The sequence below is a fragment of the Pantoea sp. X-Soil-ISGK-421 genome (assembly GCF_059730785.1).
Genome location: NZ_AP035979.1, coordinates 3,996,068 through 4,011,414, shown reverse-complemented (window position 1 = coordinate 4,011,414; position 15,347 = coordinate 3,996,068). Strand labels below are relative to the sequence as shown.

Below are 15,347 nucleotides of genomic sequence, written 5' to 3'. Positions count from 1 at the left end.
CCGTTGATCTAAAGCGTAAACACCGTGCGGCAGCGGCTATCCTCTTCCTGCCACGCCTGCGCCACTTCACTTAATGGACGCATCTGGAAGGCGATGGAAAAATCGCTCTCGGCGGCCGCTGTCAACATTTCGCCAATGCAGGTAATCAGCTCCTTGTCCGAGACGCTTCCCAGGCCGCTGCCCATCAACGTCAATCCGGAGGAGCGCAGCAGCTTGCTGTGCAGCGTGATTTCCTGACCGCTCAGCGAACCGATTTGTACAAAGCGCACCGTCTTTTCACCGCCTGCCACTGCGGCCTGCATGATATCGAGCGCGCTCTGACCCCAGAGATAATCCAGCACCACATCAACGCCTTCTTTCATTAACGCCGGTAACGCGCCCGGTAATTCATCCAGCGTGAGCGTGATGTCCGCGCCCTGTGCGCGCAGTTGCTCCAGCGCGGCGCGGTTACGTCCGGTGGCGATGATTTTGCCTGCGCCCAAATGCTGCGCGATACGTACCGCCAAACCGCCCGACGTGCCGGTAGCGCCATTGATCAACACGGTTTCACCGTGACGCAGCTGGGCGCGTCGGGTTAATGCCGCCCAGGAGGACATGCCTGGATTCGCCAGCGCGGCAGCCAGCACCGGATCAAGTGTGGCCGGCAGCGGAACGATGCTATCGGCAGGCACTAAGGTTCTTTCTGCCATGCTGCCCCACGGCGCTGTAAAGGCGAGGAAGTAAACCGGATCGCCGTTGCTCAGCGTGCCAGTACCATCAATGCCGGTAATGAAGGGATAGTGCGCGGCCGCGCTGTAATGCGTGCCGGCGGCGCGTGCTTTTGCCAGTTGGCTGATGGCGGCGGCTTTCACCGTGACCACCACATGGTTTTCATCGGCCTGCGGTTCAGGGAAATCACCGTAAACGGGCTGTTCACCTGCCGCAGAAACTATCGCTGCTTTCATGCTTTCACCTTCTGTTAGACGTAAACTATGTGTAATATGCACACATTAGGCTTACCTCGGAATAACGTCAATGAAAAGTGTGCAAAATACACATAATAGTGCATCATTCGATGATCTGCACAACGCGCTGCTGATGATTGTGGGGACATTTAACCGTCCGCAACGTGATGAATTATTGATTAAAGAGTCGAATATTCAGCTTGATCGCGCGCTGTTTCCGCTGCTGATTCAGATCGGGCGCTTCGGCCCGATTGGCGTGGTGGAACTGGCAGAGCGTGCCGGACGCGATTACACCACGGTGAGTCGTCAGGTGGCTAAGCTGGAGGAGTTAGGGCTGGCGAAGCGCCAGAAAAATGGCAAAGATAAACGGGTGAATGAAGCGGTAATTACTGCGGCAGGTAAAGCGATGACCGACAAAATCGATGCGGCGCGCGCGCAGATTTATCAAAACCTGTTTGCCAGCTGGCCGGATGAAGAACGCGCTGAATTAGCGCGTCTGCTACAGAAGTTTGTCGGGGGTTTTATGGCTATTGATAAGGCCAATACGACGGATTAAGCGTTGCTGTAGCGCTCGGTTTCCGGCAGCCAGCGCTCAATAAGAGCCTGCGCTTGTTCCGGATAGTGCTGATGGATATGGCGCGCCACGCGCTGAACTTCGGGAATCATGCCTTGATCACGCAGCAAATCAGCCACTTTAAACTCTGCGTTGCCGGTTTGACGCGTGCCGAGCATTTCACCTGGGCCGCGAATCTCCAAATCGTGCTGGGCAATGACAAAGCCGTCATTGCTGTCGCGCAAGACTTGCAAACGTTTTTGCGCGGTTTTGCTGAGCGGCGCTTTGTATAGAAGCACGCAATGCGAGGCGACGGCCCCACGACCAACACGACCGCGCAGCTGATGTAGCTGCGCTAAACCAAGGCGTTCCGGATTTTCGATAATCATCAGGCTGGCATTTGGCACATCCACGCCCACTTCGATAACCGTGGTGGCGATAAGCAACTGGATTTCATTGGCTTTAAACGCTGCCATCACCGCCTGCTTTTCGGCAGGCTTCATGCGGCCGTGCACCAGGCCGACCTGCAAATCTGGCAGCGCCACTTTTAGCTCTTCCCAGGTTGCTTCCGCCGCCTGCGCCTCCAGCACTTCGGATTCTTCAATCAGCGTACACACCCAATAAGCCTGACGCCCTTCATGGCAGGCGCTTTGCACACGCGTAATGATCTCGCTGCGGCGGCTATCGGGAATCGCCACCGTGGTCACCGGCGTGCGTCCCGGCGGTAATTCGTCAATGGTTGAGGTATCCAGATCGGCGTAAGCGGTCATCGCCAACGTGCGCGGAATCGGCGTCGCGGTCATAATCAGCTGATGTGGATGGAAACCTTGCTCCTCGCCTTTTTCCCACAGTGCCAAGCGTTGATGCACGCCAAAGCGGTGCTGCTCATCAATGATCACCAGCGCCATACCGTTGAATTTCACCTGCTCCTGGAATAGCGCATGCGTGCCAACCACCATCGCGACCTGGCCACTGGCAATCGCTTCCTGCTGTGCTTCGCGCGCTTTGCCTTTTTGCTTGCCCGCTAGCCAGCCCACTTCAATTCCCAGTGGCGCAAACCACTGGCGGAAGTTGTTGGCATGCTGCTCGGCCAGCAATTCGGTCGGTGCCATCAGCGCCACCTGTTTGCCGTGCGCGATGACGTTCAAGGCGGCCAGCGCGGCCACCAGCGTTTTACCGGAGCCCACATCGCCCTGCACCAAACGCATCATCGGAAAATCGTTGGTCAGATCCTTTTCGATTTCTGCCACCACACGGTTTTGCGCACCGGTCGGTGAAAAGGGCAGCGCCGCCAGCAGTTGATCAACCAGTTCGTGGCGAGCGGTCATCGGCAGCGCATGATGGCGCTGCGCCCCGGCACGTACCGCCAGCATGCTGAGGTTATGTGCCAGCAGCTCTTCCAGAATTAAGCGTTTCTGTGCCGGATGGCGGCCGGTTTCCAGCTCACTCAGACGCAGATCCGGCGGCGGACGATGCAGCGTGCGCAGTGCATCTGGCAGGCTAATCATCCCGCCGCTCAGTTCGGACGGCAGCAGTTCGGCAATCGGGCAACTCTCTAACAGCGTCAACGCTTGATCGGTGAGGTTGCGCAATGTCGCCTGGCGAATGCCTTCGGTGGTGGGATAAACCGGCGTCAGGGTTTCCTGCAGCTCCACGCCGCCTTGCTCGCCCTGTACGCGATACTCGGGATGAATGATTTCAGCACCGCGCTGACCGCGTTTAATCTCGCCATAGGCGGTAACGCGACTGCCCGGCGACAGGCTGTTTTTCATCCCGGCATTGAAATTGAAGAAGCGCATGGTCAGCATGCCGCTGCCATCGCTGATGTGGCACACCAGCATGCGACGGCGACCAAAGGTGATTTCGCTGCTCAGCACTTCACCTTCCACCGTGGCATAAACGCCCGGCAGCAGGTCATTAATTTTATAAAGTTGGGTGCGATCTTCGTAGCGCAGTGGCAGATGCAGCAGTAAATCCTGAATGGTAAACAGGCCAAGTTTGGCCAGCTTGCCCGCCTGACTGGCGCCGACGCCGGTCAGGGTACTGAGCGGGATGGCATCCAGCAGACGGCCTTTCATTTTCTACCTGTCGATTGCATGGTGGCCCACCACTCGGTGTCGGCTTCCACCTCGCCCCGGGCATTAATGTGCGGATAAGGCAGGTTTTTCTGCTTAGCGACGCGCGCCAGCACCGGATAACCGCCTTCGAACAGCAAACGCTGTTGCTCATCTTCATCCAGCAAGCTGTAGGTGCGCTGATACATTCCGGCATTCTGCCGCTGGCGTTGTGCTTCGTACAGAATCAGCGCCGAAGCCACCGAGACATTGAGCGACTGCACCATGCCAACCATCGGCACAATGATGTCCTGATCGGCCAGCGCCAGTGCTTCAGCGGTAATACCGGTTTTTTCCTGACCCATCAAAATGCAGGTTGGTTTGGTGTAATCGATCTCGCGAAAATCAACCGCTTTGGCCGACAGATTAGTCGCCAGCACTTGCATGCCGCTCTCTTTCAGATGACGGACCGCTTCGGCGATATGACGATGCGTTTTGACCTTTACCCAACTGTTGCTGCCGGCAGAAGCGGAAACCATGGTACGCATCCGTACGCTTGGCCAAACAGCATGCACTTCATGGATGCCCACCGCATCGGCGGTACGGATCACCGCAGAAACGTTATGCGGTTTATGCACCTGTTCCATGCAGACGGTGAGATCGTGCTGGCGCAAGGCCAGCATCTCCTGAATTCGGGCAAAGCGTTGAGCGTTCATGGACTAATTACGGTTTCGGTGAACTTTGATCACGTCCGGCATTACGCGGATTTTGCGCATAATATTCGCCAGATGGACGCGATCGTTCGCGGTGAGGCGGATAAAGGCGCTATACACGCGACCATCACGCTCTTCAGTATTCAGGCTCTGAATATTGGAACCGGCGGTGTTGATTGCCGCAGTCAGGTTCGCCAGCGCGCCCTGATGATTGAACATGTCGACTTTAATCTCAGCGACAAATTCCTGATCAATCACTTTATCCCACTCTACCGGCATGAACTTTTCAGGTTCTTTTTGATAGCCGCGAATGTTACGGCAGGATTCGTGATGCACCACCAGACCTTTACCGGGACTGACGTGCGCCACAATCGGGTCGCCAGGGATTGGGCGGCAGCATTTGGCAAAGGTAATCAACACGCCATCTGCGCCTTTGATCGGCAGCTTTTTGTGTTTGCTGTTGCTCTGCGGCGCTTCATTGCCAGACTGCAGCAAGTTCTTCGCCACGACCACGCTCATGGCGTTACCCAAGCCAATTTCTGCCAGCAAATCATCGATGGCAGTCAGCTTCATGCGTTCAAGTTCGTGCTGAATATTCTCGAGCGGAATCTCTGCCAACTTTTTGCTGCCGCCGAGCGCGTGGCTCAACAGACGACGGCCAAGGTTGACGGAGTCTTCACGTTTAAGGTTTTTCAGCAACTGACGAATTTTGGCGCGTGCTTTAGAACTGACGACAAAATTGAGCCAGGCAGCATTCGGACGTGCGCCCGGTGCGGTAATAATTTCAATGGTTTGACCGCTGGTCAGCGACTGTGACAGCGGATAAGGCTGACGATCGACACGCGCGCCAACACAGGCATGACCAATATCGGTATGCACCGCATACGCGAAATCGACTGGCGTGGCGCCCGCCGGCAATTCGACAATGCGGCCTTCCGGCGTGAACACATAGATCTCATCCGGGAAGAGATCGGATTTCACGCTTTCAATAAATTCAAACGAGCTACCGGCGCTTTGCTGCAGCTCAAGTAAGCTTTGCAGCCAGCGTTGGGCACGAATTTGTGCGGTGGTACCGCTGATTTCACCGGTCTCTTTATAAGCCCAGTGTGCAGCCACACCCATTTCTGCCATCTGATCCATATCTTCGGTACGGATCTGCACTTCAACGGGCACGCCATGCGGGCCAATCATTGAGGTGTGCAGCGATTGATAGCCGTTGGCCTTGGGAATGGCGATGTAATCTTTCACGCGTCCGGGACGCGGTTTGTACAAGCTGTGCATCTGTCCGAGCACGCGATAACAGGTATCCAGATCTTTCACGATGACGCGGAAGGCGTAGATATCCATGATCGAGTGAAAACGCTGCTCTTTCAGGTGCATTTTGCGGTAGATCGAATAGAGATGTTTTTCGCGTCCACTTACACGGCAGGGAATTCCTGCTTCCTGTAAGCGACCATCGATTTCAGCGAGGATCTTCTGAATCATCTCTTTTCGGTTACCGCGTGCCGCTTTCACCACCTCTTTAATCACGCGGAAACGGTTGGGGTAGAGCGCTTCAAAGCCGAGCTCTTCCAGTTCTGTTTTCAGGTGATGAATACCAAGGCGGTGCGCCAGAGGACTGTAAATCTCCAGCGTTTCCAGCGCGATACGGCGTTTTTTATCCGGACGTAATGCGCCGAGCGTGCGCATGTTGTGCGTGCGGTCAGCCAGTTTGATCAAGATGACGCGGATATCCTGCACCATTGCCATGATCATTTTGCGGAAGTTTTCAGCCTGCGCTTCTTTCTTGTCGCGGAACTTCAGCTTATCGAGCTTGGATACACCTTCCACCAGTTCGGCAACGCTTTTACCAAACAGCTGTTCCATATCCTGGTAAGTGGCGGGCGTATCTTCGATCACGTCATGCAGCAGCGCCGCCATTAGCGTTTCATGGTCGAGTTTCATCTCGGCCAGAATGCAGGCGACAGCAACAGGATGGGTGATGTAAGGCTCGCCGCTGGAGCGTGTTTGACCCTCGTGGGCATCACGCGCGACTAGATAAGCTTGCTTGAGGCGCTTAATTTGCTCCTCAGGCAAGTATTTTTCAATCAGTTGATTGAGGCTTTCAAACAGATACAAGGGCGACCTGCGAAGTGCTGTTAACGACGACCTTCAGCGATAGCGGTAACGGCTTGTAACTCAGCGGCTTCCTGCTCATGCTGTTCCTGACGATCACGGACATCCAGAATCTGGGTCGTGATCAGACCTTCTTCGATTTCGCGCAGGGCGATAACGGTTGGCTTATCGTTCTCTTCTGGAACCAGCGCATCTTTACCGCCTACCTGCATCTGACGTGCACGACGTGCAGCGACCAACACCAGGTCAAAACGGTTACCAACTTTCTCTACTGCGTCCTGAACGGTTACGCGTGCCATAGGTGTGCTACTCCACAGATGATGAAGAAATGACTGGGCATAATACTGAAAGTGAATTCAGACTGCCAATAGTTTGCTGATTAAAGCATCATGTCGCGATTTTTGGCGACCCATACGCAGACGTTCTGCGCGGATAATGGTTTTCAGATCTGACAGCGCCAGATCGAAATCATCATTAACAATTAAATAGTCATACTCGGCGTAGTGGCTCATTTCCGCCACGGCCTGTTGCATACGACGGGCAATCACCTCTTCGCTGTCCTGACCGCGGCCACGCAGGCGACGATCCAACTCTTCGGTAGAAGGCGGCAATACAAAGATGCTGCGCGCGGCAGGCATTTTCTTGCGAATTTGCTGCGCACCTTGCCAGTCGATATCCAGGAATACGTCAACGCCGGTCGCCAGCACCTGCTCAATCGCAGCGCGTGACGTACCGTAATAATTGCCAAACACTTCCGCATGCTCGAGGAAGTCGTCTGCTGCAATCATGGTCTCGAATTCGGACTTAGAGACGAAAAAGTAGTGCTCACCATGAGCTTCACCGGGACGCACGCCACGGGTGGTATGAGAAATAGACACCTGCGTATCGTACAGCGGTTGTGTCTTTAACAGCGCCTGAATCAGGCTGGATTTACCCGCGCCGCTGGGGGCGGAAATTATATAAAGCGTGCCTTGAGCCATGGTTATCTTGAATTGAGTAAAGAGCGGAGTCGATTTCCTGCACAGTATACACGGCTTGGGGATGTCACGCAGCGTTTGCCGCTTGGCTGAGGCAATTCTTTTTTCTGTGAAGCCGCGCCAGAGGCTGATGTAGCAGACTGCAACAGCGATTTAATGTCTGGAATCTGCTTCCAGCGCGCGATTTTCATGGCTGGTAAATGCCTGTGCTGCGCTTTCCAATAGCGAAAAAGGAGAGCGAAGATGAAAGGATGCCTGAGTCTATTGTGTTGCTTATTCAGCATGGGTTGCTGGGCCGAAGCGCTGTGCCCGAACTGGTCGCCGGTGCGCGCGGGGCAGGAAATCGAACAGCTGCAAACCCAGCTACGGCAATGGGATGACGCGTATTACCGGCAAGGTACCAATCTTGTGACCGATGCCGATTACGACAGCCTGCAACAGCGATTACAGCAGTGGCAACGCTGTTTCACCCCATCGCAGATGACTTACGATGCGCGACTCACCACCGATGGCAGTACACATCATCCGGTGGCGCATACCGGCGTGCGCAAACTGCGCGATAAGCTGGCAGTGGCGTACTGGATGCAGGATAAATCTGCGCTGTGGTTACAGCCCAAAGTCGATGGCGTCGCTGTCACGTTGGTGTATCGGCAAGGTCGGTTGGTGTCATTAATCAGCCGGGGCGATGGTTTGCGTGGTGAGGAGTGGCTGGCCAAATCACCGCATATTCCTGCCATTCCACAAGTTATTGATACGCTGCGCGAAAACGTGGTGCTGCAAGGTGAGCTATTTCTACAAATGACCGATCATCAACAGGCGCGTGATGGGGGGAAAAATGCACGTGCCCAAGTTGCCGGAGCGATGATGCGGCACGACACCAGCCCGCTTCTTGAGCGACTTGGTATATTTATTTGGGCGTGGCCGGATGGTCCGGCGTCGATGTCCGATCGTCTGACACAACTAACACAATGGGGCTTTGGACTCGCACAGAGCTGGAGTCGTCAGGTGAGTAATGAAGAAGAGATTGCGATATGGCGCGATCGCTGGTTCCGTGAATCGCTGCCGTTTGTCACCGATGGCGTGGTGATCCATCAATCACCTGCCAGCGCAGGGCGCGACTGGCAGCCCGGTCAGGGCCATTGGTCAGCGGCATGGAAATATCAGCCGGCGGAAGTCAGTAGCGAAGTGCTCTCTGTCGATTTCAATGTAGGACGCACAGGCAAGATCGCCGTCGTACTGAATCTGATTCCGGTACAACTCGATGACAAAACGGTACGGCGGGTCAATATTGGCTCACTGCGACGCTGGCGCGAACTGGATGTGATCGCGGGTGATGAAGTGACGCTCACGCTAGCGGGATTAGGTATTCCCCGGCTGGAACGGGTGATTTGGCGCGTGGTGCAGCGCGATTATCCACCATCGCCTCAGGATGGTGAATTCCACGGCTTAACCTGTCTGCACTTTAGCGCCGATTGCCGGGCGCAGTTTTTGTCTCGCCTCAGCTGGTTAAGTCAGAAATCGGTGCTCGATATTGCGGGTGTACAGCGCAGTAGCTGGCAGCGCCTTCTGGATAGTAGCGTTATCAGCCATCTCTTTTCCTGGCTGACGCTGACGCCAGATCAGATTGCGCAGGCCAACGGCATTACGTCTGCACGAGCCCAACTCATCTGGCACCGCTTTAACCTGACGCGACAGCAGCCGCTGCGGCGCTGGGTGAGTGCGCTTGGCTTGCCGTTACCGCGCACGGCACTGCAGGCGCTCCCGGATACGCAGTGGTCGCAGCTGATGGCGCGAACGGCGGAAAGCTGGCAGCAGTTGCCTGGTATCGGTAACGTTTTGGCACAGCGGATTGTGATGATGCTGCAGGATGCGAGCCTGCAGCAATTGATTCATTTTCTGCAACAGCAGGATATTCCTGCTGCTGACTCAATGTTCAGGGTGGGGATAGTTGAAGATCGGCAAACCGAGGCGGAAACGCAGCGCTAGCAAGCGAGCGAAGAAGCCGAACAGTAGCGTGATGATCACCACCGCTTCATGCGCCAGCGGCGTTTTCAACAGCAGGATATACATCCAGCCCGAGGCGAAAGCGATACCGGCGTACAGCTCTTTCTGGAACACCAGCGGAATGCGGTTGCAGAACATGTCGCGTAACACCCCGCCAAAAACGCCGGTGATCACGGCGGCGATGGCGGCGATGATGGCGGCGTGCCCGCTGTCCAGCGCAACCTGAGCACCAATAATGGAGAAAACCACCAAACCCAACGCATCCAGCACCAGAAACACTTTGCGCAGATGCGTCATCAGCGGCGCAACAAAAGTAGTCACAACCGCGGCGGCGGCCACGATCATGATGTATTCAGGATGTTTGACCCAGCTAAGTGGGTAATGGCCCAGCAAGATGTCACGCACCGAACCGCCGCCAATGGCGGTCACTGAGGCGATGATAATCACGCCAAACAGGTCCATTTTACGACGTCCCGCCGCCAGCGCGCCGGTCATGGCTTCGGCAGTAATACCAATAATATAGAGAACGGTTAATAACATTGAGCACTCCAACAGATTGGCGGCAAGGCTAAGGATTTTTCAGAGTGTAGACCACTGAGATTTTCTAAATAAAACGTCATCGGATTAGCCGTTTTAATGGCGTGCATGCTAACAGGCTTAATCGGAGGGATAAATCAGCTTTTGACAAGGATTTCGCATAAGTATAAATGATGCGAAATAGCGTAAAACCTCTCTTCTTAAGTTCATTCCTATTTGTGTCGTAAGTGATTACTGCCTGCTCAACCGGGCTTATCACTCATTGGCTTTAGACGAAGCAACTATTGGACAGGCATGAAAATTCGTAACGAAGACATACTCTTTTTTTCCTCTGACAAACTGGCGGCGCTAGGGCTGGAAAGTATTTTGGCTACGCTACCTGCCGTGAGTCAGATACATGAGTTGTGGTCGCTCAGCACCGTGATAGCTCAGTGTGAAAAACTCAAACCACGGCTGCTGGTATGTATCTTTCATGAAAATATGCCGTTGGCGGGCACCTTAAAGGTGCTTTACGCTTTGCAACAACAATTCCCTACGATGCAGATCATGGTGCTAACACGACGTTTGTTGCCGTTAATGCATGCGCTCAGTCGCTACCTGCCTTCGCTCAGTATTCTGGACTTAAAATCCTCATGCCAGAGGATTACCAGTCGTTTACTCACCTGTATCAACACCCATGCGCAGATTCAGTTATTAGAAGGCGCTGATATTTTGCTTCCTGATCGTCAGTTACGGGTGTTACTGATGATGGCGTGGGGTTACAGCACGGAGCAAATAGGTGTTCGCTTGGGTATCAGTCATAAAACGGTGAATGCACACAAGCTCAATGCGCTGGCGCGGCTGCAGATCAAAAGCAAGAATGATATGGCCGATCTCTTTATGGTAATTGATGAGTTACGCATGCTGGTCAGCTGGCTGCGTTTGCAGCGTAACGGCAAGTTAAGTGAACTCAACGTTAACTCTCTGGAAGAGTTGCTGGAAGCCTAAAAAAGAAAAAAGCGTGCTGGCGACCAGCACGCGAACGCATCTTTTCAGATGCCCAGAGCCCACCATACAGACTTGTTTTTATTATCCGTTTCTTGCTCGCACGTTAGCGAAACTTTTCAGGCTAAAACGGTATTCTGGCTGAAACCAGGAACGACCGTAATAGCAGTAGATCAGCATTCTAATGGATACCATGGCAAGGTAACCCCAGATAGCGCATAGCACTGAAGGTGTCAGCCACACGGTAAAGAGTGTGATGCCTAATCCCACCAGCACAGAAGAAGCTTCTGCAAAAGCGATGCGCGAAAATTGGTTTTCCCGCTGTAATATGGCGCGATAATGTTGTCCCTGCGGAATGATGATGAATATAACTGAAATCATTTCCAGCATTACTGCCATTTCGGGTTGTTCCATTACTCGGCTTGAAATATCACTGCCAATAAATAATGCGGAAAAGATTGCCAGCCCAATTAATACATTTCCCCAATATAGAATTGATAGATCGCTATTATTAAGGTTTTTATTTCTGATAATCGCATTGCCAAATCCGCGATCGGCAAGTGTGTCAATGATCAATAACATCACAATAGCAATGGCGAGTAAATTAAGCTCATTAGCCTGAAGTATTTGCGCCAGAAGAGAAAGTTGTAAAACACCAATGCCGACGATTTTAATCGATGACAAAAATGACCATTTTGAATGGGTCAGATTTTTTTCTTTTATCGCCATACTCTGCTCGTTATGGTACATGTACCAGTGCATTTAAGGGTTTACTCTGGCCATAGCCAAAGCACAGTTCACATCAATGCAACGATTCCTGGCGCAGACCTGAAATACCTTTCAGGTGTTGCCACGTAAAGATGCTTTCAATTAGATGATGTCCTGAATTTAAAAAGATGCCCCTGGCGCGTAATGGTGTTGTTGTCTTAATGGTATCTCCTCCTGTGCGGAGGAAATCCGTAAGATCATTATAAAATCCCTTTGAGTTTATATATTCCCCGGCCAGCATCCGCCTGGCAATCTCAACAAATTCTTTTTCTGATAACAAAGGATAGGTTGAGCGATCCATGTTATTTCCCTGCTGTTGTTATTATGGTTACTGCTGTGTGTGAAAGAGTTATACCGTGTTTTAATTAAATTAACACCATCAGAAAACTCCTATAAATAGACCGCAGGAATAAATGGTTTCAGAATTTGCATCAGAATATATAAGACGAGGGATTCACTATTTATTAGTGCTTTTCTTCATTCCGGACGTCTTAATGAAGAAGTGAGTAATAAAAATAGAAAAAACTTCGATAAATCAGCGTGACTCAGCCTTTTTCTGCTCATCCTCACCAGGAACTTTCCTGTTGAGGATGCATAAGCTGGACTGGTGATTAACAGATAAATACATCATGATTTGAACAAAATAGTTAAACGCTACTGTGCAAAAAAGAAACCGAATTTTATGAATTGATTCCAGCACGAGGTATAGAGATGTTCATGGCATAATACATTGATTCTAATGAGTTAATAGATGAAGTAGCTGCTCCAGGTCGCGTTTTACCCATGCTACATCCTCTGCAAACTTCTCGTCGGACATGAAGGGCTGACGATAAACTACCATCACCACCTCCGCGCCCTGCTCGTTAGCAATCACCCGCATTGGCATATAAATCTCTTTACCGGTTCCGGTATCAATCCAGTGATCCATCACGCCAAACGGATTATGGGGCGTGAAGCGGATCTTCACTGTCCCCTCGGGACCTTTGGCTTTCCAGCCGTTACCTTCCTGCGTCAGCGTGCGGGTGCTGAGTCCGCTGGCCCATTTGGCAAAGCATTCTGGTTTCCAGATGGTTTCATACAAATCTAACCAGTTACGTGGAACCGTAAGTGTGACGGTCTGAGATGGCAGCATGGAACCTCCTGATGAGCAAACAAGAAGCCATTAAAGCACGGTGATACCGGGCTGCAAACGGCCCGGTCATGGAAGTGTGGGTCAACAACGATTTCCGTGAAACCGCTGTAATCAGATAAACTTGCCGCGCCCCTGAATATCCAGTTCTTCGCCAGAGCCGTCAGCCTGGCGCAGCACGAAGCGATCGGACTGCGCCACCACGGCGCAACTATGGTTAGGAAAGATACGCAGCAGTGCACCAACGGGTGGCGCTGAATCGCTGTATTGCAGGAAGCCATGCTCTTCCGACAGTTTTAACACTTCATAGTGATTGCCTTGTTCATCCACGGCAATGCCAAAACCACTGGCATTGGTACCATGCGGACCTTTGTCAGAGCTGAGCATTTTGGAACCGGCATCAATAATGGCGAAATGCGGATTGACGGCCACCACGCGTGTCACCACGCTCAGCGCCAGTGCATCCGGCGAGCAGAGACCCAGACGCCATGCGGTCAGATCCAGCAGCGCGTAATTGCCTGGCCGGATTTCATCGCAGCCATCTGCCACGGGGGCCGCCAACGCCGTTGGCGTTGAACCGACAGAAATCGGGCAGTGCGCAAAACCGGCGGCGATTAGGCACTGCTGCACATCACGCATCAGTGCGATTTCCTGTAACGCAACGTCTGCAATCGCAACAGCATTGCCCGCGCCATAAGCGTGACCGGCATGAGAAATCAGCCCGGCAAAAGTGAGGCCAGCAGCCTGGATTTGTTGCGCCAGCGAAATGGCAGCATCGCTATGCGGATCAATGCCGACACGATGTAATCCAACATCCACCTTGATGGCCAAGGCCAGCTGGCAATCGGGCTGGCGCTGATGCGCAGCGGCAATCGCCGCGACGCCAGTCGCGCTATCGGCAATGCAGGTAATACGCGCCTGATGCTGTGTGGCAATCGCCAGCAGTTCAGCCAGCGTGTCGGCATGCACAATCGGATAAGCCAGCAGCAAATCGCGTTCACCACCCTGAATAAAAGCGATGCCTTCGCTCGGCTTAGAAACGGTAATGCCACGCGCGCCGAGCGCGCGTTGCTGCTGAGCGATCCAGACACTTTTATGGGTTTTGATATGAGGACGCAATGCGACGCCAGCGGCATCGGCTTTTTGCTGCATCTGATGCAGGTTGCGCTGCAGGCGCGGCGCATCAATTTCAAGGTAAGGGGTAAGTCGGTCGGCAATCAGAAGCCGCAACCAGCCAGCCTCAATATTCTGTTCCATCATAATAGTCCGCAGGTGATTACACAGTGCGGACTATCATTCATCAATGCCCGACAGAATGCCAGCCGTTAGCCTAAGGCTTGTTGCTTCAATGGATTAGATATAGAGGGACGCTTCACCCGGCGGACGGGTTTTAAAGCGGCGATGCAGCCAAAGATATTGGTCAGGCGCGCGCAAAATCTCTTTCTCGATCACACGATTCATATAAGCAGCGGCAGCAGCCTCATCTTCATAGGGATAATTTTCCAGTTCTGGCTGAATGATCAGCTGATAACCGCTCTTATCCTGATTACGAATCAACACGATGGTCAGCATCGCGGGTTTTGCCAGTCGAGAGAGCACAAAAGTGCCATTGGTGGTCGCTGCTTGTTTAACGGCGAACAGCGGGGCAAACACGCTGCCTTTTGGACCGTAGTCCTGATCGGGTGCGAACCACACTGCCTCACCTTTTTTCAGCGCCTGCACCATGCCACGTAAATCACGACGGTCAATCATCGCTTTATTTGAACGCATGCGCCCTTTGGTCTGCGCCCATTCCATCGCCTGATTATTGTGTGGGCGATACATCGCCATCATCGGCTGACATAAACCCGTAATGCGGCCGCCAAGCTCCAACGACATAAAATGCACGCCGATAACCATTACACCGCGCTGGTGGCTTTGAGCATGCTGCAGGTTTTCGAGTCCGCTCACTTTGAAATAACGACGCACGCGTGCGTCAGACCAGAACCAGGCGATGCCGGTTTCTGCCAGCGCCATACCCAACGATTCGAAGTTGCCGGCGATCATCGCTTCTTTCTTCTCTTCATCAATATTGGGGAAGCACAGCTCAATGTTGCGGCGGGTAATGCGCTCGCGGCGCTTCAGGAAACGACGTGACAATTTACCCGCGCCAGCGCCAAGCCGGATCAGAATAGGATAGGGAAGTTGCACCAGTAGCCACAGAACACCTAGCCCAAACCAGGTAAACCAATAGCGAGGATGCAGAAGAGTTGAGCGGAACTGCCTGGATTTCGTCATAACGCCTTCATGTCGGGAAAAATGTATCGCACAAAGAAGAGAGTCCATGAGTTCCTGGCGGTACAACTGTTCTAATTACGACCAGTAGATTAACAAATAGTGCCGTCAAAGAAACGCGATCTCCACAATCTTTAAGATTAAGAGAACTCATTGATAAAGCGACTGTTAGTGTGTTAATGGCTATCTGGCAGGGAGTTCTCTTTACTATCAGTGAGTTAATAGCCGACCTTAATACGGTTTAACGGGGATATTGGCTCACTCAAAGTCAATTCTGAAAAGATTTTTTATGATT

Annotated in this window: 15 protein-coding genes; 3 read left to right on the top strand and 12 right to left on the bottom strand. The window is 52.8% G+C overall.

What is annotated here, in order from left to right; genetic code table 11:
* Positions 1 to 8 precede the first annotated feature (8 nt).
* A complete protein-coding gene (locus AC6I8K_RS18615) occupies positions 9 to 944 on the bottom strand; it encodes a quinone oxidoreductase family protein (protein ID WP_497827202.1) in 936 nt (311 codons plus the stop codon).
* A 70-nt stretch (positions 945 to 1,014) separates the two neighbouring features.
* Between AC6I8K_RS18615 and AC6I8K_RS18610 the strand changes: the two genes are divergently transcribed.
* Entirely contained in the window at positions 1,015 to 1,500 is a 486-nt protein-coding gene (locus AC6I8K_RS18610) for a MarR family winged helix-turn-helix transcriptional regulator (protein ID WP_497827201.1), read from the top strand.
* Here AC6I8K_RS18610 and recG read toward each other — a convergent pair.
* Genes recG through gmk form a run of 5 tightly spaced genes read right to left on the bottom strand, consistent with a single transcriptional unit; the run spans position 1,497 to position 7,359 of the window.
* Positions 1,497 to 3,575 (bottom strand): ATP-dependent DNA helicase RecG, encoded by a 2,079-nt coding sequence (recG, locus tag AC6I8K_RS18605; protein ID WP_497827200.1) that lies wholly within the window; start codon positions 3,573 to 3,575, stop codon positions 1,497 to 1,499. The two genes, AC6I8K_RS18610 and recG, sit on opposite strands and share 4 nt — an antisense overlap.
* Positions 3,572 to 4,267 (bottom strand): tRNA (guanosine(18)-2'-O)-methyltransferase TrmH, encoded by a 696-nt coding sequence (trmH, locus tag AC6I8K_RS18600; protein ID WP_483816468.1) that lies wholly within the window; start codon positions 4,265 to 4,267, stop codon positions 3,572 to 3,574. The genes recG and trmH overlap by 4 nt, the downstream gene beginning before the upstream one ends.
* 3 nt (positions 4,268 to 4,270) lie before the next feature.
* Entirely contained in the window at positions 4,271 to 6,382 is a 2,112-nt protein-coding gene (spoT, locus tag AC6I8K_RS18595) for a bifunctional GTP diphosphokinase/guanosine-3',5'-bis pyrophosphate 3'-pyrophosphohydrolase (protein WP_497827199.1), read from the bottom strand.
* A gap of 20 nt (positions 6,383 to 6,402) precedes the next feature.
* Complete coding sequence (gene rpoZ, locus AC6I8K_RS18590; protein WP_007885265.1) at positions 6,403 to 6,678, bottom strand: DNA-directed RNA polymerase subunit omega; 276 nt, start codon at positions 6,676 to 6,678, stop codon at positions 6,403 to 6,405.
* 57 nt (positions 6,679 to 6,735) lie between these two features.
* Entirely contained in the window at positions 6,736 to 7,359 is a 624-nt protein-coding gene (gene gmk / locus AC6I8K_RS18585; RefSeq protein ID WP_064741546.1) for a guanylate kinase, read from the bottom strand.
* Between the two features lie 240 nt (positions 7,360 to 7,599).
* Between gmk and ligB the strand changes: the two genes are divergently transcribed.
* Entirely contained in the window at positions 7,600 to 9,342 is a 1,743-nt protein-coding gene (gene ligB / locus AC6I8K_RS18580) for an NAD-dependent DNA ligase LigB (protein WP_497827198.1), read from the top strand.
* Here ligB and AC6I8K_RS18575 read toward each other — a convergent pair.
* Entirely contained in the window at positions 9,283 to 9,900 is a 618-nt protein-coding gene (locus AC6I8K_RS18575) for a trimeric intracellular cation channel family protein (RefSeq protein ID WP_497827197.1), read from the bottom strand. The genes ligB and AC6I8K_RS18575 overlap by 60 nt on opposite strands.
* A 291-nt stretch (positions 9,901 to 10,191) precedes the next feature.
* On the opposite strand from AC6I8K_RS18575, the gene AC6I8K_RS18570 reads away from it, so the two are divergent.
* Positions 10,192 to 10,884, top strand: a complete 693-nt coding sequence (locus AC6I8K_RS18570; protein ID WP_064741543.1) for a response regulator transcription factor — start codon at positions 10,192 to 10,194, stop codon at positions 10,882 to 10,884.
* 81 nt (positions 10,885 to 10,965) lie between these two features.
* Here the strand turns inward: AC6I8K_RS18570 and AC6I8K_RS18565 are convergent, their stop codons facing one another.
* From AC6I8K_RS18565 to lpxP, 5 genes are all read right to left on the bottom strand, one after another.
* The gene (locus AC6I8K_RS18565; RefSeq protein WP_497827196.1) at positions 10,966 to 11,610 is read right to left on the bottom strand and encodes an oligosaccharide flippase family protein; all 645 of its coding nucleotides are present in this window, start codon (positions 11,608 to 11,610) and stop codon (positions 10,966 to 10,968) included.
* A 73-nt stretch (positions 11,611 to 11,683) separates the two neighbouring features.
* Complete coding sequence (locus tag AC6I8K_RS18560; protein ID WP_497827195.1) at positions 11,684 to 11,950, bottom strand: hypothetical protein; 267 nt, start codon at positions 11,948 to 11,950, stop codon at positions 11,684 to 11,686.
* Positions 11,951 to 12,385: 435 nt separating this feature from the next.
* Entirely contained in the window at positions 12,386 to 12,781 is a 396-nt protein-coding gene (locus AC6I8K_RS18555; RefSeq protein WP_064741541.1) for a hypothetical protein, read from the bottom strand.
* A 111-nt stretch (positions 12,782 to 12,892) separates the two neighbouring features.
* A complete protein-coding gene (locus AC6I8K_RS18550) occupies positions 12,893 to 14,035 on the bottom strand; it encodes an alanine racemase (RefSeq protein WP_497827264.1) in 1,143 nt (380 codons plus the stop codon).
* Positions 14,036 to 14,131: 96 nt separating this feature from the next.
* Positions 14,132 to 15,055, bottom strand: coding sequence for a kdo(2)-lipid IV(A) palmitoleoyltransferase (gene lpxP, locus AC6I8K_RS18545; protein WP_483816465.1), 924 nt, complete (start codon positions 15,053 to 15,055; stop codon positions 14,132 to 14,134).
* Positions 15,056 to 15,347 lie beyond the last annotated feature (292 nt).

Excerpts from the sequence above, each read along its gene's own strand:
- AC6I8K_RS18565 (WP_497827196.1), bottom strand. The coding sequence starts at position 11,610 with ATGGCGATAAAAGAAAAAAATCTGACCCATTCAAAATGGTCATTTTTG.
- AC6I8K_RS18555 (WP_064741541.1), bottom strand. The coding sequence starts at position 12,781 with ATGCTGCCATCTCAGACCGTCACACTTACGGTTCCACGTAACTGGTTA.
- trmH (WP_483816468.1), bottom strand. The coding sequence starts at position 4,267 with ATGAACGCTCAACGCTTTGCCCGAATTCAGGAGATGCTGGCCTTGCGC.
- rpoZ (WP_007885265.1), bottom strand. The coding sequence starts at position 6,678 with ATGGCACGCGTAACCGTTCAGGACGCAGTAGAGAAAGTTGGTAACCGT.
- recG (WP_497827200.1), bottom strand. The coding sequence starts at position 3,575 with ATGAAAGGCCGTCTGCTGGATGCCATCCCGCTCAGTACCCTGACCGGC.
- ligB (WP_497827198.1), top strand. The coding sequence starts at position 7,600 with ATGAAAGGATGCCTGAGTCTATTGTGTTGCTTATTCAGCATGGGTTGC.
- AC6I8K_RS18575 (WP_497827197.1), bottom strand. The coding sequence starts at position 9,900 with ATGTTATTAACCGTTCTCTATATTATTGGTATTACTGCCGAAGCCATG.
- AC6I8K_RS18610 (WP_497827201.1), top strand. The coding sequence starts at position 1,015 with ATGAAAAGTGTGCAAAATACACATAATAGTGCATCATTCGATGATCTG.
- AC6I8K_RS18615 (WP_497827202.1), bottom strand. The coding sequence starts at position 944 with ATGAAAGCAGCGATAGTTTCTGCGGCAGGTGAACAGCCCGTTTACGGT.
- AC6I8K_RS18550 (WP_497827264.1), bottom strand. The coding sequence starts at position 14,035 with ATGGAACAGAATATTGAGGCTGGCTGGTTGCGGCTTCTGATTGCCGAC.
- gmk (WP_064741546.1), bottom strand. The coding sequence starts at position 7,359 with ATGGCTCAAGGCACGCTTTATATAATTTCCGCCCCCAGCGGCGCGGGT.
- lpxP (WP_483816465.1), bottom strand. The coding sequence starts at position 15,055 with ATGACGAAATCCAGGCAGTTCCGCTCAACTCTTCTGCATCCTCGCTAT.
- AC6I8K_RS18560 (WP_497827195.1), bottom strand. The coding sequence starts at position 11,950 with ATGGATCGCTCAACCTATCCTTTGTTATCAGAAAAAGAATTTGTTGAG.
- AC6I8K_RS18570 (WP_064741543.1), top strand. The coding sequence starts at position 10,192 with ATGAAAATTCGTAACGAAGACATACTCTTTTTTTCCTCTGACAAACTG.